The organism is Parasphingorhabdus pacifica (genome assembly GCF_054779195.1).
In genome coordinates, this window is record NZ_BAAGYS010000013.1 from 25,768 (window position 1) to 47,355 (window position 21,588).

The following is a 21,588-nucleotide window of genomic DNA, read 5'->3' on the forward strand; positions in this document are numbered from 1 at the left end:
CTCAAGACGCCCGGCAGCAACACTCCGCGGCGCCAGTAATGCACCCCCGAAACTGCTCTCCATAAGGAGCTTCCATGGCCATCAATCCGAATCCGGGAGTTCTGCTCTACCCGCGCGTCCGCAAGTCCCCGTTCTTCTATGCCTCGCGCAAGCACGGGGTCGGGCTCTACAGCGTCTACAACCACACCTACCACGCCAGGCACTACGGAGACCCGGTCGCCGAGTACTGGAACCTGTTGGAAGGCGTCACGCTGTGGGACGTCGGTGTGGAGCGGCAGGTCGAGATCACCGGTCCTGACGCATTCGACTTCACCAACATGCTGGTTCCGCGCGACCTCACCAAGTGCAAGGTCGGGCAGTGCAAGTACGTGTTCATCACCGCGGACGACGGCGGCATCATCAACGATCCGGTGCTGCTGCGCCTCGGGGAGAACCACTTCTGGCTCTCGCTGGCCGACAGCGACGTGCTGCTGTGGGCCAAGGGGCTGGCGCACAACCTCGGGATGAACGTGCAGATCCGAGAGGCCGACGTCGGGCCGGTGCAGATCCAGGGCCCGAAGTCCCGGGAGGTCATGGTCGATCTGTTCGGAGAATCCATCCTCGACATGCCCTACTACTACGCCGTGGACCGCGAACTCGACGGAATGCAGGTCGTGGTCTCCCGCACCGGTTACAGCGCCGAACTCGGTTACGAGATCTACCTGCACAACGCCAGCCAGCACGGGGTCCGGCTGTGGGAGACGATCTGGGAGGCCGGGCGTCCGCACGGCATGTCGGTGATCGGACCGTGCCACATCCGCCGCATCGAAGCGGGAATCCTCTCGTGGGGCTGCGACATCACGCTGAACACCAACCCGTTCGAGGTCGGTTACGGGTTCGAGAAGACCTGGATGGTCGACCTCGATCAGGAGGCCGATTTCGTGGGCAAGGACGCGCTGCGTCGCATCAAGTCCGAAGGGATCTCCCGCAAGCTCGTCGGCGTCGAGATCGACGGACCCAGCGTGGGATCTTTCAACGACGGCGAGATGATCGACGTCTTCCCGGTGCACGACCCGCACGGCTTGCGCATCGGCGAAGTCACCTCGGCATGCCATTCCCCCCGGCTGGACCGCAACATCGGGTTCGCGATGGTGCCGATCGCCTACTACGAGACCGGCACCCGACTGGTGGTGGAGACCCAGCACGGACCGCAGGACGCTGTCGTGGTCGAGAAACCGTTCCTCGACCCGCAGAAGTCGATCCCGAAGCAGCTCGAACCCACGGCGACCACGTAGGCAGTGAGGGAAGACGATGGACCACAGCACTGATGAGCTGCAGAACCTCCTCTCCGACGCGAGGTTCGAAGTGCTGCCACTGCGCGGCGTCACCAGCGATCTCGAGCGGCTCCCCCAGGGGACGACGGTCACCGTGACTTCGTCCCCTGCGAAGGGGACCGAGGCGACACTGGACCTGGCGGCGAGGGCGGCCGCGCTGGGTCTCCACGCGGTGCCGCATCTGTCCGCGCGGCTCATCGCCGACTCGACAGAGCTGTCCGAGCTGCTGGACCGGATGGATCGGCTCGGGCTGCGCGAAGCCTTCGTCATCGCCGGTGACTCGTCGACGCCCGCAGGCGAGTTCCCGGACGCCCTCGCTTTGCTGCGGGGCATGGAAGCTCTCGGGCGCAGACCGGATCGAATCGGTATCACCGGCTATCCGGAACCCCACGCGTTCATCCCGGACAGCTCGACCATCCGGGCCATGACGGAAAAGTCCCGGTACGCCGATTACATCGTCTCGCAGATCTGCTATGACCCGAGCACCATCGCTTCCTGGGTGCGGGAGATCCGCGAACGGGGCGTGCTCCAACCGGTCCACATCGGAATTCCCGGTGTGGTGGACGTGACGAAGCTGCTGCGTGTGTCGATGAAGATCGGACTCGGCGAGTCGATGCGATTCCTCCGCAAGCAGCACGGTGTCGTCAGCAAGCTCCTTTCCCGCTACACGCCGGAACAGCTCGTCGACGAGCTCGGACCGTACCTGCTCGACGATTCCCTCGGCCTGGCCGGCTGGCACGTGTTCACGTTCAACGAGATCGAGAAGACCATTCGGTGGCGCGACGATCTCGTCGCGCGGTTGAGGGAGGTGCCGGCATGACCGTTCCGTCCGATCTGGACATTTCCCGGTCGACAACCTTGAAGCCGCTCGAGGACATAGCGGGACAACTCGGTATCGGTCGGCATCTGCTCGAACCGTACGGGAGCAACGTCGCAAAGGTCTCGCTGGACGCCATCGACGAGTTCGCCGACCGGCCAACGGCGAAGTACGTGGTGGTCTCCGCCATCACGCCCACCCCCCTCGGCGAAGGCAAGACCACCACGACGGTGGGGCTCGGGCAGGGCCTGCGCCAGCTCGGCAAGAGTTCGGCGGTCGCCATCCGGCAACCGTCGATGGGCCCGACCTTCGGCATCAAGGGCGGTGCCGCTGGAGGCGGGTACAGCCAAGTGGTCCCGATGGAGGCGCTGAACCTGCATCTCACCGGTGACATGCACGCGGTCACCGCAGCGCACAACCTGCTCGCCGCGACGGTCGACAACCACCTGCACAAGGGCAACCGGCTCGGCCTCGACCCGCACCGGATCACGTGGCGGCGGGTGCTCGACGTGAACGATCGCGATCTGCGCAACATCGTGACCGGTCTCGGCGGCAGAATCGACGGCACTCCGAGGCAGACGGGGTTCGACATCACCGCGGCGAGCGAGGTGATGGCGGTGCTGGCCCTGTCCACCTCGCTTCGGGACCTTCGGCGCAGGCTGGGCAACATCGTGGTGGGCTACACGCACGACGGTGAACCGGTGACCGCCGAGGATCTTCGGGTGGCGGGCGCGATGACCGTGATCATGCGAGAGGCGATCAAACCCAACCTCATGCAGACCACGGAGAACACGCCGGTGCTCGTGCACGCGGGCCCGTTCGGCAACATCGCGCACGGCAACTCTTCGGTCGTGGCCGACCGGATCGCCAGCCGGTGCGCCGACTTCCTCGTCACCGAGGCGGGATTCGGCGCCGACATGGGTGCGGAACGGTTCTTCAACATCAAGTGCCGGGCATCCGGGCTGCGCCCGGACGCTGCCGTGCTGGTGGCGACGGTGCGTGCGCTCAAGGCGCACTCGGGCCGGTACAAGGTCGTCGCGGGGCGCCCGCTGCCACCGGAGATGCTCGCGGAGAACCCCGAGGACGTGCTGGCCGGAGCGGACAATCTGCGCAAGCAGATCGCGAACATCCGCGAGCACGGGGTTTCGCCGGTGGTCGCGGTGAACGCCTTCCCCACCGACTACGCCAGCGAGCACCACGTGATCCGGGAGGTCGCCGAGGAGATGGGCGCCCGGGTCGCTGTGACCAGTCACTTCACCGACGGCGGCAAGGGGGCCATGGAGCTCGCCGAGGCAGTTGCCGAGGCGGCCGAGGAACCGAACCAGTTTCGGCTGCTGTACCCGGATTCGGCGAGCCTTCGCACCAAGATCGAAACCATCGCGACTCGAATCTACGGTGCCGACGGGGTGTCGTACCAGCCGGCGGCGGCTCGGGCACTCGACGACTACGAGGCGAACGGTTTCGGCAAGTTGCCGGTGTGCATCGCCAAGACCCACCTGTCGCTGAGCGCGGATCCCACGTTGCTCGGTGCCCCGACGGGTTGGACGTTGCCGGTTCGCGAGGTGCGAGCTTCGGTCGGGGCCGGGTTCGTGTACCCGATCTGCGGGGACATGCGCACCATGCCGGGATTGGGATCGCAGCCTTCCGCCGAGCAGATCGACATCGACGAGCACGGTGAGGTCGTGGGGTTGAGTTGAACCTGGAACTGACGGTTCGGGACTTCCTCGACGAGGTCGCCGCGCCGACGCCGTCCGCTACCGGTGGTGGTGTGTGCGCGGTGACCGCGTCGGCCGCCGCCGGGTTGGCGGCGATGACCGCGCGGTTGTCCCGTTCGCTCGACGATGCCGAGGAGTTGGCGGCGCACGCCGACGAACTCCGTTCACGTGCGATGGGAATCGCGACGGAGGACGGCGAGGCGTACGCGGAGGTGCTGGCCGCGCAGCGGCGCACTGATGAGGGGCGTTCGGGAGCCATCCGCGCCGCGCTGGAAACGGCCGCCCAGCCACCTCTGCGGTTGGCGCACCTGGCTGCCGAGACCACGGCGGTGGCCGCACGGCTGGCCGGGCGTTGCGAGGCGACGTTGCGTGGCGATGCGGTCGCGGCGGCGAATCTGGCTGCCGCGTGTTCGCGGAGCGCCGCGGTGCTGGCGTGGGAGAACCTTTCAGCGGCGGGCCGGCCGATGGCCCCCGCCCACGAGGCCGAACACGCGGCGACCGCCGCGCAGGCGACGGCCGACACCGTTGTCGAGACGACGATCAATCCGTCGGGACTGCACCCTTCGGAGAGTTGAACGCCGGGCGTCGAACGGCTTGCTGCGGGCCGTGTTCAGTCGGAGAGCCCGATGCGCAGGTGCTCGATGTGGTAAACCGCTTCGTCCAGCAGCTGTGAGACGTGGTTGTCGTAGAGCGAGTAGACGACGCTGCGCCCGGATCGATTCCCGGTGACCAACCCCAACGAGCGCAGCAACCGCAGCTGGTGGGAGACCGCGGACTGCTCCATGCCGACAGCGTTGGCGAGGTCGGTGACCGAGCAGGCACCTTGGCGGAGTTCGCTGAGGATCATCAGGCGGGAGGGCGTGGCAAGCGCTTGGAGCGTTTCGGCAACCGATGCCGCCGAGCCGACGTCCAGCTTCGCCGCCTGCGGAACCCTGCTCTCGACTCCGTGCCCCATGGCCGCAGTCTAACCTCCACGGACACATGAACACCTGAGCAGACGTTCATGTATGGTTCGGCCCAGCCCGTTCCCTTGTCCGAAGGATTCGCGACGATGCCGACCACAACCGCCGAACCGAGCACAGACCGCTCGGCCAAGGAAGATCACCTCGCTCGCCGCGGCAGGCGCACGTTCTTCTCACTGCCGGAAACCCGCTGGGCAGCAGCCTCCCTGGCGCTCTTCCTGCTCGGCCTGACCACCCAGTTCGCCGACGGCCCTGCGTGGCTGTTCTGGACGCTCTACCTCGCCTGCTACGTCGCGGGCGGTTGGGAACCGGCCGTGGCCGGACTGACCGCCCTCCGGGATAAGACCCTCGACGTGGACCTGCTGATGATCGTCGCCGCCATCGGCGCCGCCGCCATCGGGCAGGTGATGGACGGCGGACTGCTGATCGTCATCTTCGCCACCTCCGGTGCGCTCGAAGCGTTCGCGACCGCACGCACCGAGGATTCCGTGCGCAGCCTGCTGACGCTCGCCCCGGAGACGGCGGTGCGCGTGAACGGTGACCGCGAGGAAACCGTCGAGGTCTCGCACTTGCGAGTGGGAGACGTCATCCTGATCCGCCCGGGAGAACGGGTCGGCGCGGACGGCGCGGTGATCAGTGGAAGCAGCGACGTCGACCAGGCCACCATCACCGGCGAACCGCTACCCACCGCAAAGCGGACCGGGGACGAGGTGTTCGCGGGCACCCTCAACGGCGCGGGTGCACTGCACGTGCGGGTCGACCGTGGCTCGTCGGACTCGGTGATCGCCCGGATCGTGGCGATGGTCTCCGAAGCGAGCGAGACGAAGGCACCGACCCAGCTGTTCATCGAGAAGATCGAGCAGCGCTACTCCGCCGGAATCGTCGTCGCGACGCTCGCCGTGTTCGGCATCCCCCTGTTGTTCGGCGACGCACTGGACGACGCGCTGCTGCGCGCGATGACGTTCATGATCGTGGCCTCGCCATGCGCCATCGTGCTGGCCACCATGCCCCCGCTGCTGTCGGCGATCGCGAACGCGGGCAGGCACGGCGTGCTGGTCAAATCGACCATCGTCATGGAGCAACTCGGCAGAACCGAGCGGGTCGCCCTCGACAAGACCGGCACGCTGACCGAAGGTTCACCGCAACTGGCCGAGGTCGTCACGACCTCCGAGCACACCGACTCCGCGGTACTCGCCCTCGCGGCCGGGGCGGAGAACCTCAGCGAGCATCCGCTGGCCGGAGCCGTGGTGCGGGGAGCGCGGGACCGGGGACTGCCACTGCCGGAAGCCACGGACTTCACCGCCACCCCCGGAGTCGGTGTCGCGGCCACGATCGCGGGACAACGTGTGGAGGTGTCCAGCCCGGCAGCAGCCTCCAGCGGTCCCGCCATCACCGCACTGGAGGAAGCCGGTCGCACAGCCGTGGTCGTCGCGGTCGACGGGCAGCCGATCGGCCTGCTCGGGCTCTCCGACCGGCTACGACCCGACGCCGCACCTGCCGTGCGGCAGTTCCGCGAGCGCACCACGACCGAACCCGTCCTGCTCACCGGCGACAACGAACGGGCCGCCGCACACGTGGCGCGTCAGGTGGGCATCACCGACGTTCGCGCGGGGATGCTCCCGCACGCCAAGGTCGAGGCCGTCCGGTCCGAGGATCGCCCCACCATGGTTCTCGGCGACGGCATCAACGACGCTCCCGCGCTCGCCGCGGCGCACACGGGCGTGGCGATGGGCCGCGCGGGCTCGGACCTCACCCTGGAGACCGCGGACGTGGTCGTCGTGCGGGACGAGCTGGCCGCCGTCCCGAAAGTGATGGACCTGTCCCGCCAGGCACGTCGCCTGATCAAACAGAACCTCGTCATCGCGGGCACCTTCATCGCGGTGCTGGTGACCTGGGACCTCGCAGGTCACCTCCCGCTGCCACTGGGGGTTGCCGGGCACGAGGGCTCGACCATCCTGGTCGGATTGAACGGCCTGCGGCTGTTGCGCGAGAAGGCTTGGCGAAGCTGAGCCGTTCGATGCGCTGTCCGGCGGCCAGGACGTCCGCCAGTTCCGGTCAGCGAACGAGGGCGATGAGTTCGTCGATCTTCCCGGCGATCAGGCGGGCGTCGGCCGGGGTGAGCATGTACAGCGGTTCACCGGTGCTGCCCGGCTGGTTGTGGTCCAGGTAGCGACCGTCCGGCTGGGCGTTGTCGAACCACTTCAGCACGGTGGAACGCTTCACCTTGCCGTTGCGGTCCCGCATGTTGGCCGCCAACTGTCCACCCCGGACATGAGCTTCCGCACCGATCGCCCGGTAGGTGGCGAGCTGCTGGTCACCACTGCTCACCCGGCCTGGCACAGGCTGCGACCGCTGCATGAAGCTCGCCCGCTCGCCGTCCTCGGTCTGCTGCTCCTCCCGAAACGAGCCGGCAGGCACGCTCGCGCTCCGATTCCCCGGTGGCGCGGGCGGCAACGTCGGCAGCAGGACCTGGGACAGCGGCACGTTGTCGTGGATCTCGACGGTGAGCACGCCGCCGAACCTGTCCCCCTCGCCGGGGGGCTGCACCCCGAGGATCACCTGATTGCCCTCGGTGAGCACACCGACGGTGCGCCACATGGCCTCGGCGTTCAGGTCCGGGAACCACAGCGAATCCACCCACAGGTAGGGCTTGGTGAGCACGCGCAGAGCCCGCGCCAGCTCCGGATGAACCTCGTCGTTGACGAGAATTCCGAGCGACTCCATCGTCGGCGCTTCGCGCCGGGCGATCTCGGCCAGCTGGTCGGTGGTCCGACCGAAGGACGCTCCTTCCAATGGTAGCGCCAAGTCGTCCAGTTGCAGGTAGCTGCGCACGAGGTACAGGTGCAGCGGGTGCAGTTGCCAGCGACCCGAGACGGCCACGGGTTCATCCCCCATCTTCGTTGTCGTGGGCCGGAACCTCCGGCCCACGACGTTCCGGTTCTTCAGCCGCCGAAGACCGGCGGAGCGGTCTTCGGCATGTCGTCCATCCAGATGTCGTCCTGCTCTTCGAGCCAGCTGGGACGCTCGTGTTCCGGTTCCTCACCGCCTTGGCCACCGCGGCCGCCCGCACCCATGCCGCCCATCGCGCCGCGACCGCCACCCGCACCCGTGCGCCCGCCTGCCGCCGCACCGCCACCGGTGCCGGATCCGGCGGCTCCGCCCGCACCGACACCGCCGGTACCGGCACGACCACCCGCGGCCAGCGAACCGGCCCCGCGGCCACCCGCCGCACCACCGGCACCGCCTCCGGCTCCACCGGGGACCATGCCGACACCGGCACCGACACCTCCGCCTGCCGCACCGCCGCCCGCACCGGCACCGGCTCCCGGGGACGGAACGCCTCCGGGGCCGCTACCGCCGGGGCTCGGTGTCCAGGCCGAATCCGTGCCGGCCGGGTCGTCGGGGCCGTTCGTCCCGCTGCCCCCGGTACCGCTGCCGATACCGCTTCCGATACCGCTGCCGCCTGGCCCGGTGCCGCCACTGCCACCGGCGCCACCACCGCCGATCCCGCCGGTACCAGCACCCCCGGTGCCGCCACCGCCGACGCCGCCACCACCGATGCCGGACGGGCTCACGCCGCCACCACCGGGGTTGACCGGCGGTGGCGGTGGCGGGACGTTGCTCGGCGGCGGCGGTTCCGGTGGCGCAACCGGCTTGTTCTCCAGGTCTTGATACGCGGGAACCTGGGTGTCGACGTTCTGATAAGTGGCGCCGAGTACCCGGCCCATCGTTTCCTGGGCGGCACGTTCGGCTTCCTGCCGTTCCTGCATCTGGGCGATGGCGTCCTTGCCGCCCAGAATCGGGCCTCCGGCCAGGGTCGTCCCGAAGGAACGCGCGTAGTTGTGCCCTTCCGGCTCGGGCACCGAAGCCTTGCTCTGCCCTGCTGCGGAGGCCGCTTCTTTGATCCGGTTCCCGGTGAGCTCGAACGCCGACGAGCTGTTGGTCATCCATTTCGAGAGGGGGTCACCGACCGAGGCGGCCGCTTCCGCGGCCTCGCCTTCCCAACCGCCCTGGATCTTCTGCCGGAGATCCTTGGAGTACCGGCCGCCGAGATCGGCCAGCGAGGAACCGAGCTCCTTCCAGGCTTGCGCGGTCTCGTTCGCGGTCCCCTCGTCGAGTTTCTGGTTTCGCTCGTACAGCTCCTGATGGCCGTACGCAGCCCAGTTCTCGCAGGTCGAGATCGACGCCGGGTCGTATCCCTGGATATCCGACTCGAGCTGCCTGTTCTCGGAGGCCAGTTCGGCCCGCTCGGCTTCGCCTTGCTGCTCGGCTCGCTCGGCGCGCTCGCGGGCCTCCTTCTCCGCCGTCGACTCCCATCCGAACAGGCCGGCGCCGACGTCCCGGCCGGCATCCACCACGGCACCGGCAGCGTCGGTCACGCTGTCGGTGACCGCTCCGGCAGCGTCGGTGACCGCTCCGCCGATGTCGGACATCGTGTCCGTGAATCCCATGATTTCCCCAGCTGCTCCGGCAAATTGGGTTCGGTCCGTACGAGCGCCACCACTCACCGCACCTACGTGACCACCACAAACGTATGGATCAACTTTAGCGAAGGCGGACAAACCGCACACATGCCTCAGCCCAACTGAGACGTGAAGTGCGTCACACCCATTTGGATCACCTCGACGGGATCGACCGACCGACACCCGAGCGCACTCACCCGTCGCCTCCTGGGTCCCGTCTTGCCGACGCGTCGAAACATCCACTTCAGGCGAAATGCGAGCAGTGCGCGCGGATCACATTTGGTTGCATCGAACAACCAACTCGTTAGGCTCGCTACCGGAAACAGACTCGAAGGAGGTCCGCTCGTGTCGGTGAACCAGCAGTGGGACATCAGCTCGGGAGTCGGAATCACCGCTCTGGCGGTTTCGGCCGTTCGCGCGATGGAAAGCACGCGGCCAGACGCACTGATCAACGATCCCTTCGCGGCCCCGCTCGTCGAGGCCGCGAACACTCCACTTCCGACCCCCGAGGCAGGGTCGGACGAGTTCTGGCAATCCGCGATCGACTACATAGCGGTCCGGTCCCGCTTCTTCGACGAATTCTTCGAGGCGGCCGATGGCGCCGGGCAGGCGGTGATCCTGGCGGCCGGACTCGATTCCCGCCCATTCCGGCTGACCTGGCCGGAAGGACTGCGGCTCTACGAGATCGACCAGCCACGGGTCCTCGAATTCAAGGACGAGGTGCTCCAGGGCCTCGGAGGTCGACCGGCACGCGAACGGCACGCGATTCCGGTCGACCTGCGCGAGGACTGGTCGACCGCGCTGAAGGAAGCGGGCTTCGACCCGGCGCTACCGACCGCCTGGCTGGCCGAGGGACTGCTCCCCTACCTGCCCGCCGACGCCGAGAGGAACCTGCTGAACACCGTCCACGCCTTTTCCGCCCCGGGCAGCAGCGTCGCCATCGAACAGATCTCGCGGAACGTGGTGCACGAAGTCGAACAGCTCGATGCGGCGCGGGAAGCGGGGATCGATCTGGCCGAGCTGTTCAGTTCGGAGGACCGTCCCGCTCCGGGCGGGACCCTGCGCGGACTGGGCTGGACCGTGCGGGAGCGGAGCGCCGAGGAAGTGGGCCGACACTACGGTCGCGAGCTCGACGGAGTCATCGGCGCGCTGGGCAACGCCAACCAGTTCCTTACCGCGACGCTGTCGAGCTGAACCACCCGATTCTCGTGTTCGAGACCGGTTGACCGGCTCCGACCTGCGGAGCCGGTAGCCGACCTCAGAGCTGGTTGACGTCGACCACGCGGAGAACGGCGGTGCCTTCCTCATCCGAAGCGGCCAGGTCCACTTCCGCGCTGATGCCCCAATCCCGGTCGCCCGCGGGGTCGTCGAAGATCTGCCGGACGACCCAGCGTTCCGCCTCTTCGGTGATCATCAACAGCGCGGGGCCCCTGGCGTCGGCTCCCGTACCGATCTCCTCGTGCTCGTCGAAGTACGGTTCCAGCGCCTCGGCCCACTCTTCGGCACCCCAGCCACTGTCCGCGTCCAGCTCGCCCAGTTCCTCGAAACGCTGCCGAGACGCCAGTTCGACGCGCCGGAAGAGCGCATTGCGCACCTGCACGCGGAAAGCCCGCTTGTTGGCGGTGACCCCGGGCGGCGCCTCTTCGACCGCGGCCGGTTCCGCCGGATCGTCGGACGGGTTGCGCAAGCGTTCCCACTCGTCGAGCAGGCTCGAATCGACCTGGCGGACGAGTTCCCCCAACCACTCGATGAGGTCGGTGAGCTCGTCGGTCTTGGCTTCGTCCGGGACCGTGTGCCGCAACGCCTTGTAGACGTCGGCGAGGTAACGCAGGACCAGCCCTTCGGAACGCGCCAACCCGTAGTGGTTGATGTACTCGACGAAGTTCATCGCCCGCTCGACCATGTCGCGCACGACGGACTTCGGTTTGAGCTCGTGCTCACCCACCCACGGATGCCCCTTGCGGTAGGTCTCGTACGCGGCTTCCAACAGTTCGAGCAGCGGCTGGGGGTGGGTGATCTCCTCCAGCAGCTCCATTCGCTCTTCGTACTCGATGCCGTCGGCCTTCATCTGCTGGACCGCTTCGCCGCGCGCCTTGAACTGCTGCGCCGACAGCACCTGCCTCGGATTGTCCAACGTGGACTCGATGACCGAGATGACATCGAGCTGGTACGACGGCGATTCCGCATCGAGCAATTCGATCGCGGCGAGCGCGAACGGGGACAGCGGCTGGTTGAGCGCGAAATCGAACTGCAGATCCACGGTCAGCCGAACCGAGCGGCCGTCCTCGTCGGGTTCGTCGAGCTCCTCGACGACTCCCGCCGCCAGCAGCGCGCGGTAGATCGCGATCGCTCGCAGGATGTGACGTCGCTGGCTCGGCCGGTCCTCGTGGTTCTCCTCCAACAGGTGGCGCATCGCGGCGAACGCGTCACCGGGTCGGTTGATCACGTTGAGCAGCATCGAGTGGCTGACCGTGAAGCTGGACACCAGCGGTTCCGGTTCGGCCTCGACCAGCTTCTCGAAGGTCTTCTCACTCCACGACACGAAGCCCTCGGGCGCCTTCTTGCGCACCACCTTGCGGCGCTTCTTCGCGTCCTCGCCCGCCTTCGCGAGCGCGCGCTCGTTCTCGATCACGTGCTCGGGTGCCTGGACGACCACGTTTCCGGCGGTGTCGTACCCCGCGCGACCGGCACGCCCGGCGACCTGGTGGAACTCGCGGGCCTTGAGATGTCTGGTGCGGACGCCGTCGAACTTGGTCAGCCCGGTCAGCAGCACGGTCCGGATCGGAACGTTGATCCCGACGCCCAGGGTGTCGGTTCCGCAAATGACCTTCAGCAACCCGGCCTGGGCCAACTGTTCGACCAACCTGCGGTACTTCGGCAACATTCCGGCGTGGTGCACCCCGATGCCGTGTCGCACCAGGCGGGAGAGCGTCTTGCCGAAGCCCGCGGTGAAGCGGAAGTCGCCGATCGCCTCGGCGATGCGGTCCCGCTGCTCCCGGCTCGCGACCTTGAGGCTCATCAGCGCTTGCGCCTGCTCCAGCGCCGAGGCCTGGTTGAAGTACACGACGTAGATCGGAGCCTGGTTGCCGCCGAGCAGCTCTTCGATGGTCTCGTGCAGAGGTGTCAGCGCGTAACGGAAGGTCAGCGGGACCGGACGTTCGGCCGAGCTGACCACCGCCGTGTCCCGGCCGGTCCGACGGGTCAGGTCCTTCTCGAAGCGGCTGACGTCGCCCAGCGTGGCGGACATCAGGACGAACTGCGCGTGGCGCAGTTCCAGCAGCGGCACCTGCCAGGCCCATCCCCGGTCCGGCTCCGCGTAGAAGTGGAACTCGTCCATCACGACCTGGTCGACCTCGGCGTGCTCACCGTCCCGCAGCGCGATGTTGGCCAGGATCTCGGCGGTGCAGCAGATGATCGGCGCATCCGCGTTCACACTGCTGTCGCCGGTCATCATGCCGACGTTCGCGGCTCCGAAGACGTCGACCAGCGCGAAGAACTTCTCCGACACCAGGGCCTTGATCGGCGCGGTGTAGAAGGTGCGCCTGCCGTCGGCCAGCGCGGCGAAGTGCGCGCCCATCGCCACCAGGCTCTTACCCGAACCGGTGGGCGTGCTGAGGATGAGGTTGGCACCGGTGACGACCTCCATGAGCGCTTCTTCCTGCGCCGGGTAGAGGTCTATGCCCTGATCAGTCGTCCACGTCGTGAACGCGTCGAGCAACGCATCAGGTTCGGAGGTGCCGGAGAGCTGGTCGGTGAGCATCATCGTGCCCCCGATCGTCCCTGGTCAGCTCCGAACCCGAGCATCCGGGGTGGCGTGCCGCGCATCAGCCGGCGCGACCGGCCCAGTTGTTGTCCGCCGCACGGCCGAATCCGGCATTCCGACCAGCGCCGGTGCCGCTCGTCCTCGACCGCTGAGCTCGCCGGGCCAAGCTCACCACCGGCGCGGATGGTCGGCTTCGTCGTACGCCGCGTGCCCGTCTCCGTGCTCCGCGTGCCCTTCTCCGTACGCCGCGTGTCCGTCGCCGTACTCCGGTCGCGCGGCGGTCGCGACCGGAGTGCCGGATCGCGACTCCACCTCGCGGTCGAGGTCGATGCCCCGGCGGGAAAGCTTCTGCGTGTAGATCGTGTCCCGACTCAACGCCTGTCCGACCAAGGAAGCGACCACGACCGCCACCATCATCGGCAGGATGATCCGGTACTCGCCGGTCAGTTCGAACAAGACCACTACACCGGTGATCGGTGCGCGCGTCGCGCCCGCGAACGTCGCGCCCATACCGATCAGGCCGTACATGCCGGGCGAGGCCGTCGTCTGCGGCGCGAGGTGGTGCACGAGCTCGCCGAAGGCGGTGCCACCGATCGCCCCGAGGAACAGCGCGGGTGCGAACACCCCGCCCGATCCGCCGATGGCGAGCGTCACGCTGGTCGCGATCATCTTGCCCACCAGGAGCAGCAGGAGGAACCCGACCGCGTACTCGCCAGCGATGGCGTTCTGCAGTACCGGGTAGCCCACGCCGTACATCTGCGGGAGGACCAGCAGGATCACGCCCAGCAGGAGTCCTCCCACGGCCGGGCGCAACCACTCCGGGCCACACCACAACCAGTCACCGGCGTCCTCGATCAGGTAGAGAATCCGGCTGAACAGGACGCCGATCGCACCGACGACGACGCCGACCACGGCGAACAGCGCGTACTCCCCCGGACTGTGCGCCGAGAAGTGCTGCGACAGGTCGAGGAACTCCTCGTTTCCGAGGAACGAGCGCGCGACGACGCTGGCGGCCACGCTGGACAGGACGAGCGCGGCGAATGCCTCCGCCGTGAAACTGCGCAGGATCAGCTCCATCGCGAAGAGCGGCCCCGCGATCGGTGTGTTGAACGTGGCGGCGATTCCCCCGGCCGCGCCGCACGCGGCGAGCATCCGCAACCGCGCGGGAGGCAGGCGCGTCAGCTGCCCGAAGGCCGACCCCAGAGCGGAGCCGATCTGCACGATCGGCCCTTCCCTGCCGACCGAACCTCCGGAGCCGATGCACAGCGCCGAAGCGAGCGTCTTGACCACGCTGACCTGGGCCGGGATTCGGCCGTCGCGCTCGGCTACCGCGTACATGACCTCGGGGACGCCGTGGCCGCGCGCCTCCGGGGCGAAGCGGTACACGAGCGGGCCGTAGACGAGTCCGGCGACCACTGGCACGAACAGCACGAACCACGGACCGAGCGCGGGCAGCCAGGGATGCGCCGCCCCGGGTGTGGCGGCGTAGTCCTGGGTGCCCGCGAACAACTCGGTGAACGTGACGATCAACCAGCGGAACGCGATGGCGCCGAACCCGGCGCCGATCCCGATCAGCAGGGCGAGCACGACGAGTCCGGGCACGCTCGCGCCCAGGCGCGCACCGAACGATCGAGTTGTGGACGGGGACGTTTCCGACCGGCTGTTGTCCGCTGAAACCACTCTTGCATCGTGCAACACTTGCCGTGGGCAAGCTATGTGTTCTTGCCTACACGGCGCGTTCCGGGAGCGGCCGCCCCGGACCGCCGGAGCGCGGAGCTCGCACGGTCACGACACGCGAAGCACCGCGTCACCTGCGCGATTCCGCACCCGGTGGCAACCTGCGCGGGCGCCCTGGTGACCACACCGGACGCGAGAGCGACACAGCAGGTATTGGCGCATACCACTCGTCGCCCGGCCATCGGCTTCGCTGAGGTAGAAAAGACTTATGTCCCGAACGCGGATGGGCGATCAGAGGGTCCCCGAAGACATCGACGCCGTCAGCGACGCGGTTTTGACCGCCTCTCGGTTGCTCGTGGCGGTCTCCGCCCGCTCCTTGGCGGCCGCAGGCGAGTCGCTCACGCTCCCGCAGTTCCGCATGCTCGTGCTGTTGGTCGAGCGAGGTCCGTTGAAGCTGGCCACGATCGCCGAGCTGCTCGGGGTCAACCCGTCCACGGTGACCCGGATGGTGGATCGACTCGTGGCTTCGTCCATGGTCGATCGGCAGGCCAACCCGGTGTCTCGCCGGGAAACCGTGGTCACTCTGACCTCGACCGGGACCGAGGTCGTCCAGCAGGTGACCGAACGTCGGCGAGAGGAGATCGCCGGAATCGTGACGCGGATGTCCACGGCATCGCGACAAGACCTGGTCGAGGCGCTCACCGCGTTCACGGAGGCCGGTGGGGAGCCTCCGGTCGGTAGTTCGCCCTACGACGTTCCGAAGATCCGCCGTCGCTGACTAGGCCGTGCCATTGAGCGCCGGTCGTCACCGAATGGCGTTCGATCTGGCCCGCACCGGGGTCGGCTGGTCGACAATGGGGTACGACCCGAGCCGGTTCCGATCCGAGTCACCGAGGGCGGGAGGAGACCCCATGCCGGAACGCAACGTCCACTTCGTCGGCGGCCCGCTGGACGGCCGCACCCAGGACCTGCGCGACTCCGAGGCCGTCAGCGGGCGCCTCCTGCGCCACGTCCACCTACACGAGGGACCGAAGATCGAAACGCACTACGAGCTGCACTACTCCGCCGAGCACGGTTGGGTGTACCACCTGTGCGCCCAAGGGCGGAATCCCTGAGGAAGTAGTCCGAATTCGCGCGGCGGACAGGTGCCGACGATGGGACTTGGATCACAGGTTGAGCGCGGCTGCGGACCTGGTGCAACGCCTACCATCGACTTTCATGGTGGCGTCCTCCGACCGACTCTCAACGTCGAGCAGCGGCGGCCCGGAACTCGCGCTCGGTAGCGAGTTCCCGAAGCCGACACATGAACAATGGCAACAGCAGGTCGAGAAGATCCTGCGCCGATCCGGCTGGCTGGCCGAAGGCGAACCGGCCCCCGATGCGGTCGAGGACGTGCTCGCGAGCACGACCTACGACGGCATCACCAGGCACCCGCTGTACACGGCCGCCGACTCCCCCGAGCAGTCCGGTACCGGCTACCCCGGCCTGACGCCGTTCGTGCGGGGAACGAGCCCCGAGGGCAACATCGCCGACGGCTGGGACGTTCGGCAGTCCCACGCCCACCCGAATCCCGTGGAAGCCAATCGGGAGATCCTCGCCGACCTGCACAACGGCGTGACCTCGTTGTGGCTGCGCCTCGGCGACGGGGGCATGGCCGTCGACGGGCTCGCCGACGCGCTCCAGGGTGTGCACCTGGACATGATCGGGGTCGCGCTCGACGCGGGTGAGCAGGCCGCTTCGGCCGCCGAAGGCCTGTTCGACATCGCGCGGGAGCAGGACGTCTCCCCCAGCGCCCTGCGCGGCAACCTCGGCGCCGACCCGCTGTCCACCCGGGCGACGTCCGGGAGCCCCGGGGACCGGGAAGCCGCTGTCGCGCTCGCGCTCCGCTGCGACGCGCACTACACAGGCCTGCGGGCGTTGACCGTCGACGGATTGCCCTACCACGAGGCCGGCGGGTCCGATTCCGAAGAACTCGGCTGTTCCCTCGCCGCCGCCACGACCTACCTGCGGTGGCTGACCGAAGCCGGACTCGACATCGACGCGGCCACCGCCCAGCTCGAATTCCGGTTCGCGGCCACCGCCGACCAGTTCCTGACCATCGCCAAGCTGCGGGCCGCGCGGCGGCTGTGGGACCGCGTCGCCCGCGAGTGCGGTGCCGCCGAACCCGCTCGGGCGCAACGCCAGCACGCGGTGACCTCCTCGGCGATGCTCACCCGCCGCGACCCGTGGGTGAACATGCTGCGCACCACCATCGCCACGTTCGCTGCCGGGGTCGGTGGTGCGCAGGCGATCACGGTGCAACCGTTCGACGGAGCCATCGGCCTGCCGGACGAGTTCTCCCGGCGCATCGCCAGGAACACCCAGGCGCTGCTGCTGGACGAATCGCACCTGGCGCAGGTGATCGATCCGGCGGGCGGGTCCTGGTACGTCGAGACGCTCACCGACGAACTCGCCCGCGCCGCTTGGGATTGGTTCCAGCGGATCGAAGCGGCGGGTGGACTGCCCGCCGCACTGGATTCCGGTCTGGTTTCCGAGCGGCTGGCCGCCACCCGGCAGCGGCGGCGGGACGCCATCGCGCACCGCACCGAACCGATCACCGGGGTCACCGAGTTCCCGAACCTCGACGAGCAGCCGGTGCGCCGTGAACCCGCCCCGCAGCGGCCGACCGGCGGGCTACCGAGGATTCGCTACGCCGAGGACTTCGAACTGCTGCGGGACGCCGCCGACGCCCGCGCGGAGGAGACCGGCAGCAGGCCGGGGGTCTTCCTCGCCACGCTCGGGCCGCTGGCCGCGCACACGGCGCGGGCTTCGTTCGCCCGCAACCTGTTCGCGGCGGGCGGGCTCGCAACCCCGGAGGCGGGCCCCACCGACTCCGCGGCCGACGTGGTGGAGGCGTTCAAGCACTCCGCGAGCCCGGTCGTCTGCTTGTGCTCCAGCGACACGATCTACGCCGAGCGGGCCGCCGAAACCGCCCTGGCGCTCAAACGAGCAGGGGCCGAACACGTGGTGCTGGCGGGCAAACCCTCCGGGACACCGCCGGAGGGCGTGGACGGTTTCATCCACGCCGGTTGCGACGCCTTGGACACCCTGCAGGACACCCACCGCCGGTTGGGAGTGGACCGATGACCCAGATCCCGAACTTCGCCGACATCCCGCTGGAAGCGGACGCCCCCGGCGAGACCGCCGAGCCGCGGTGGAACTCCGCGCTGCTGGCCGCGACCGGCAAGGAATCCGATGCGCTGACCTGGGAAGCCCCGGAAGGCATCGGGATTCAGCCGCTCTACACGTCGAGCGACACCGCCGAACTCGACTTCCTCGACACCTATCCGGGCATCGAGCCCTTTCTCCGGGGCCCCTACCCGACGATGTACGTCAACCAGCCGTGGACGGTGCGGCAGTACGCCGGGTTCTCCACCGCGCAGGAATCGAACGCCTTCTACCGCCGCAACCTCGCGGCCGGCCAGAAGGGCCTGTCGGTGGCGTTCGACCTGGCCACCCACCGCGGCTACGACTCGGACCACCCACGCGTCGGCGGTGACGTCGGCATGGCCGGGGTGGCGATCGACTCGATCTACGACATGCGCCAGCTCTTCGACGGCATCCCGCTGGACCGCATGAGCGTGTCGATGACCATGAACGGCGCCGTGCTGCCGGTGATGGCGCTCTACATCGTTGCCGCCGAAGAGCAAGGCGTGGCACCGGAACAGCTCGCGGGGACCATCCAGAACGACATCCTCAAGGAGTTCATGGTCCGCAACACCTACATCTACCCGCCGCAGCCGTCGATGCGGATCATCTCCGACATCTTCTCCTACACCTCGCGGCGGATGCCGAAGTTCAACTCGATCTCGATCTCCGGCTACCACATCCAGGAGGCGGGAGCGACCGCCGACCTGGAGCTGGCCTACACGCTCGCCGACGGTGTGGAATACCTGCGCGCCGGTCGCGAGGCCGGGCTCGACATCGACTCGTTCGCACCCCGGCTCTCGTTCTTCTGGGGCATCGGGATGAACTTCGCGATGGAGGTCGCGAAGCTGCGGGCCGCGCGCCTGCTGTGGGCCAAGCTGGTGAAGGAGTTCGGGCCGGCGAACTCCAAGTCGCTGTCGCTGCGGACCCATTCGCAAACGTCCGGCTGGTCGCTGACCGCGTCGGACGTCTTCAACAACGTCGCACGCACCTGCGTGGAGGCCATGGCCGCGACGCAGGGCCACACCCAGTCGCTGCACACGAACGCGCTCGACGAAGCGCTCGCGCTGCCGACCGACTTCTCCGCTCGCATCGCCCGCAACACGCAGCTCGTGCTGCAGCAGGAATCCGGCACGACGCGGGTCATCGACCCGTGGGGTGGCAGCCACTACATCGAACGCCTCACCCAGGACCTGGCCGACCGCGCGTGGGCGCACATCAGCGAGGTGGAGGACGCGGGTGGCATGGCCCAGGCCATCGACGCCGGGATCCCGAAGATGCGCATCGAGGAGGCCGCCGCCCGGACGCAGGCCCGCATCGACTCGGGCCAGCAGCCGTTGATCGGCGTCAACAAGTACCGCTACGACGGCGACGAGCAGATCGACGTGCTCAAGGTCGACAACGCCGACGTGCGTGAGCAGCAGCTGGAGAAGCTGCGGCGGCTGCGCGAGGAACGCGATCCGCAGCAGGTCGAGGACGCGTTGCGCCGACTCACCGGGGCCGCGGAAGCCGCCATGGAGGACAACCGTCCGGACGACCTCGACCACAACCTGCTGACGTTGGCCGTCGACGCCGCGCGCGCCAAGGCCACCGTCGGGGAGATCTCCGACGCGATGGAGAAGGTCTTCGGACGCCATTCCGGTCAGATCCGTACGATTTCCGGCGTGTACCGGGAGGAATCCGGCCCATCCGAGTCCCTCGACAGGGCCCGCGAGGTCGTCGACGAGTTCGAGCAGCTCGAAGGCCGCCGTCCCCGCATTCTGGTCGCCAAGATGGGCCAGGACGGGCACGACCGGGGACAGAAGGTGATCGCCACGGCGTTCGCCGACCTCGGCTTCGACGTCGACGTGGGCCCGTTGTTCCAGACGCCCGCCGAGGTGGCCCGCCAGGCCGCCGAGTCCGATGTGCACATCGTCGGCGTGTCGTCGCTGGCCGCCGGGCACCTCACGCTCGTGCCCGCGTTGCGGGAGGAACTGCGGGAGGTGGGCCGCGAGGACATCATGGTCGTCGTCGGTGGCGTGGTCCCGCCCGCAGACTTCGACGCGCTGCACGCGGCCGGAGCGAGCGCGATCTTCCCACCGGGCACGGTGATTTCCGAGGCAGCGCTCGGCCTGCTGGACGAACTCCGCTCCCAACTCGACCACGGCTGAGTGCTCGTTCGGGGGTCCGGTTCGGACAGAGCTCGGGTGGCCGGGTCGGTGGGTGGCCGGGTCGGTGGGTGGCGGGGTCGGCGCACGCCGTGAACGAGCGCGGCCGCGCCGCTGCTCCCGCCACCTGAGCAGCAACGTGATCGAAGACAGGTGCTGAAATGCCGCGGAAGATTGACGTCGACGACTACGCCAAGGGTGTGTTGGACGGTTCGCGCACCAAGCTGGCGCAGGCGATCACCCTGGTGGAGTCGACCCGTGCCGAACACCACGCGCTGGCGCAGGAGCTATTGGTCAAGCTCCTGCCGCACAGCGGCGGTGCGCACCGGATCGGCATCACCGGTGTTCCCGGCGTCGGCAAGTCCACGTTCATCGAAGCGCTGGGCAGCATGCTGACCGCGGCGGGGCATCGGGTCGCGGTGCTGGCGGTCGACCCGTCGTCGAACCGGACCGGTGGCAGCATCCTCGGTGACAAGACACGGATGGCGAAGCTCTCGGCGGACCCGTCCGCGTTCGTGCGTCCCTCCCCGACGGCCGGGACGCTCGGCGGGGTCGCCCGCGCCACCCGCGAAACCATCGTGCTCATGGAGGCCGCCGGTTTCGACGTGGTGCTGGTGGAGACCGTCGGAGTGGGCCAGTCCGAGGTGACGGTGGCGGGGATGGTCGACTGCTTCCTGCTGTTGACCCTCGCCCGCACCGGCGACCAGCTCCAGGGCATCAAGAAGGGCGTGCTGGAGCTGGCCGACCTCGTGGCGGTGAACAAGGCCGACGGCCCGCACGAGATGGACGCCAAGAAGGCGGCCCGTGAGCTGCGGAGTGCGTTGCGCCTGATCACCCCGGCGAATTCATCGTGGACACCGCCGGTGTTGACCTGCAGCGGCCTCGACAGCAGCGGGCTCGACACATTGTGGGAGCAGATCCAGCAACACAGGTCCACTTTGGACGAATCCGGTGAGCTCGATGCCAAGCGCAGTCGCCAGCAGGTCGACTGGACGTGGTCGCTGGTGCGGGACCAGTTGCTGGCGGAACTGACCCGCAGCCCGTCGGTGCGCGGCGTGGTCGACGACGTGGAAGCGCAGGTGCGTTCGGGCGAACTGACCGCCAGCCTGGCCGCGGAGCGGATCCTCGGGGCGTTCCGGCAGCACTGAACCGGGTCGGGAAGAATCCACGGCATGCTGGCCCTCAACGTCGACCCCGATTCCTCCGTGGCACCCTACGAGCAGGTGCGTTCCGGGATAGCCGAGCGGATCAACACCCACGAGCTGCCGGTTGGGACGAAACTGCCGACCGTTCGCCGCCTGGCGGCGGATCTGGGCGTGGCGGCGAACACCGCGGCGAAGGCATACCGCGAGCTGGAGCGTGCCGGTCTGATCGAGACGCGCGGGCGGGCGGGCACCTTCGTCGCTTCCGCCGGGGAGCAGAGCAGCCAGCGGGCCGCCGAGGCAGCGGCGGAGTACGCCCGCATCGTCCACGCCCTGGGCATCCCTTCGGACGAAGCGCTCGGCATCGTCCGCGCCGCCCTCGGCGACCCGTAAGCCTCGGGGA

At 68.4% G+C, this 21,588-nt stretch carries 17 protein-coding genes; 12 read left to right on the forward strand and 5 right to left on the reverse strand.

The window, feature by feature from the left end; all coding sequences use genetic code 11:
• The first annotated feature begins 74 nt into the window (after nucleotides 1-74).
• The 4 genes from ACYVAN_RS19695 to ACYVAN_RS19710 are packed head-to-tail and all read left to right on the forward strand — an operon-like array spanning nucleotide 75 to nucleotide 4,420.
• Nucleotides 75-1,274 carry a glycine cleavage T C-terminal barrel domain-containing protein gene (locus tag ACYVAN_RS19695; RefSeq protein ID WP_460961752.1) on the forward strand — a complete coding sequence of 400 codons (1,200 nt, stop codon included), beginning with the start codon at nucleotides 75-77 and terminating at the stop codon, nucleotides 1,272-1,274.
• A gap of 16 nt (nucleotides 1,275-1,290) precedes the next feature.
• Nucleotides 1,291-2,133, forward strand: a complete 843-nt coding sequence (locus ACYVAN_RS19700) for a methylenetetrahydrofolate reductase (RefSeq protein ID WP_460961754.1) — start codon at nucleotides 1,291-1,293, stop codon at nucleotides 2,131-2,133.
• The gene (locus ACYVAN_RS19705) at nucleotides 2,130-3,827 is read left to right on the forward strand and encodes a formate--tetrahydrofolate ligase (RefSeq protein ID WP_460961755.1); all 1,698 of its coding nucleotides are present in this window, start codon (nucleotides 2,130-2,132) and stop codon (nucleotides 3,825-3,827) included. Before ACYVAN_RS19700 ends, ACYVAN_RS19705 begins: the two co-directional genes overlap by 4 nt.
• Nucleotides 3,824-4,420: a cyclodeaminase/cyclohydrolase family protein gene (locus tag ACYVAN_RS19710; RefSeq protein WP_460961757.1), complete on the forward strand. Its 597-nt coding sequence runs from the start codon at nucleotides 3,824-3,826 to the stop codon at nucleotides 4,418-4,420. The genes ACYVAN_RS19705 and ACYVAN_RS19710 overlap by 4 nt, the downstream gene beginning before the upstream one ends.
• A gap of 35 nt (nucleotides 4,421-4,455) precedes the next feature.
• Here the strand turns inward: ACYVAN_RS19710 and ACYVAN_RS19715 are convergent, their stop codons facing one another.
• Nucleotides 4,456-4,800, reverse strand: a complete 345-nt coding sequence (locus tag ACYVAN_RS19715) for an ArsR/SmtB family transcription factor (protein ID WP_460961759.1) — start codon at nucleotides 4,798-4,800, stop codon at nucleotides 4,456-4,458.
• Between the two features lie 96 nt (nucleotides 4,801-4,896).
• On the opposite strand from ACYVAN_RS19715, the gene ACYVAN_RS19720 reads away from it, so the two are divergent.
• Nucleotides 4,897-6,816, forward strand: a complete 1,920-nt coding sequence (locus tag ACYVAN_RS19720) for a heavy metal translocating P-type ATPase (RefSeq protein ID WP_460961761.1) — start codon at nucleotides 4,897-4,899, stop codon at nucleotides 6,814-6,816.
• 46 nt (nucleotides 6,817-6,862) lie between these two features.
• On the opposite strand, the gene ACYVAN_RS19725 is transcribed toward ACYVAN_RS19720, so the two are convergent.
• Both ACYVAN_RS19725 and ACYVAN_RS19730 read right to left on the reverse strand, forming a co-directional pair.
• The gene (locus ACYVAN_RS19725; RefSeq protein ID WP_460961763.1) at nucleotides 6,863-7,702 is read right to left on the reverse strand and encodes an ESX secretion-associated protein EspG; all 840 of its coding nucleotides are present in this window, start codon (nucleotides 7,700-7,702) and stop codon (nucleotides 6,863-6,865) included.
• A gap of 47 nt (nucleotides 7,703-7,749) precedes the next feature.
• Nucleotides 7,750-9,258, reverse strand: a complete 1,509-nt coding sequence (locus tag ACYVAN_RS19730; RefSeq protein ID WP_460961765.1) for a PPE domain-containing protein — start codon at nucleotides 9,256-9,258, stop codon at nucleotides 7,750-7,752.
• Nucleotides 9,259-9,615: 357 nt separating this feature from the next.
• Between ACYVAN_RS19730 and ACYVAN_RS19735 the strand changes: the two genes are divergently transcribed.
• A complete protein-coding gene (locus ACYVAN_RS19735; protein WP_460961767.1) occupies nucleotides 9,616-10,464 on the forward strand; it encodes an SAM-dependent methyltransferase in 849 nt (282 codons plus the stop codon).
• 64 nt (nucleotides 10,465-10,528) lie between these two features.
• On the opposite strand, the gene ACYVAN_RS19740 is transcribed toward ACYVAN_RS19735, so the two are convergent.
• Together ACYVAN_RS19740 and ACYVAN_RS19745 are read right to left on the reverse strand one after the other, a co-directional pair.
• The gene (locus ACYVAN_RS19740; RefSeq protein ID WP_460961769.1) at nucleotides 10,529-13,033 is read right to left on the reverse strand and encodes a DEAD/DEAH box helicase; all 2,505 of its coding nucleotides are present in this window, start codon (nucleotides 13,031-13,033) and stop codon (nucleotides 10,529-10,531) included.
• Nucleotides 13,034-13,201: 168 nt separating this feature from the next.
• On the reverse strand, nucleotides 13,202-14,713 hold the full coding sequence (locus ACYVAN_RS19745; RefSeq protein ID WP_460961771.1) for a chloride channel protein: 1,512 nt from the start codon (nucleotides 14,711-14,713) through the stop codon (nucleotides 13,202-13,204).
• Between the two features lie 265 nt (nucleotides 14,714-14,978).
• Here ACYVAN_RS19745 and ACYVAN_RS19750 point away from each other — a divergent pair, with 265 nt between their 5' ends.
• From ACYVAN_RS19750 to ACYVAN_RS19775, 6 genes are all read left to right on the forward strand, one after another.
• Nucleotides 14,979-15,488, forward strand: a complete 510-nt coding sequence (locus tag ACYVAN_RS19750) for a MarR family winged helix-turn-helix transcriptional regulator (protein ID WP_460961773.1) — start codon at nucleotides 14,979-14,981, stop codon at nucleotides 15,486-15,488.
• Between the two features lie 133 nt (nucleotides 15,489-15,621).
• Nucleotides 15,622-15,825, forward strand: a complete 204-nt coding sequence (locus ACYVAN_RS19755; protein WP_460961775.1) for a hypothetical protein — start codon at nucleotides 15,622-15,624, stop codon at nucleotides 15,823-15,825.
• A gap of 103 nt (nucleotides 15,826-15,928) precedes the next feature.
• On the forward strand, nucleotides 15,929-17,836 hold the full coding sequence (locus ACYVAN_RS19760; RefSeq protein WP_460961777.1) for a methylmalonyl-CoA mutase family protein: 1,908 nt from the start codon (nucleotides 15,929-15,931) through the stop codon (nucleotides 17,834-17,836).
• Nucleotides 17,833-20,046, forward strand: a complete 2,214-nt coding sequence (gene scpA / locus ACYVAN_RS19765; protein ID WP_460961779.1) for a methylmalonyl-CoA mutase — start codon at nucleotides 17,833-17,835, stop codon at nucleotides 20,044-20,046. The genes ACYVAN_RS19760 and scpA overlap by 4 nt, the downstream gene beginning before the upstream one ends.
• 158 nt (nucleotides 20,047-20,204) lie before the next feature.
• Complete coding sequence (gene meaB, locus ACYVAN_RS19770) at nucleotides 20,205-21,191, forward strand: methylmalonyl Co-A mutase-associated GTPase MeaB (RefSeq protein WP_460961781.1); 987 nt, start codon at nucleotides 20,205-20,207, stop codon at nucleotides 21,189-21,191.
• A gap of 24 nt (nucleotides 21,192-21,215) precedes the next feature.
• The gene (locus tag ACYVAN_RS19775) at nucleotides 21,216-21,578 is read left to right on the forward strand and encodes a GntR family transcriptional regulator (protein WP_460961783.1); all 363 of its coding nucleotides are present in this window, start codon (nucleotides 21,216-21,218) and stop codon (nucleotides 21,576-21,578) included.
• Nucleotides 21,579-21,588 lie beyond the last annotated feature (10 nt).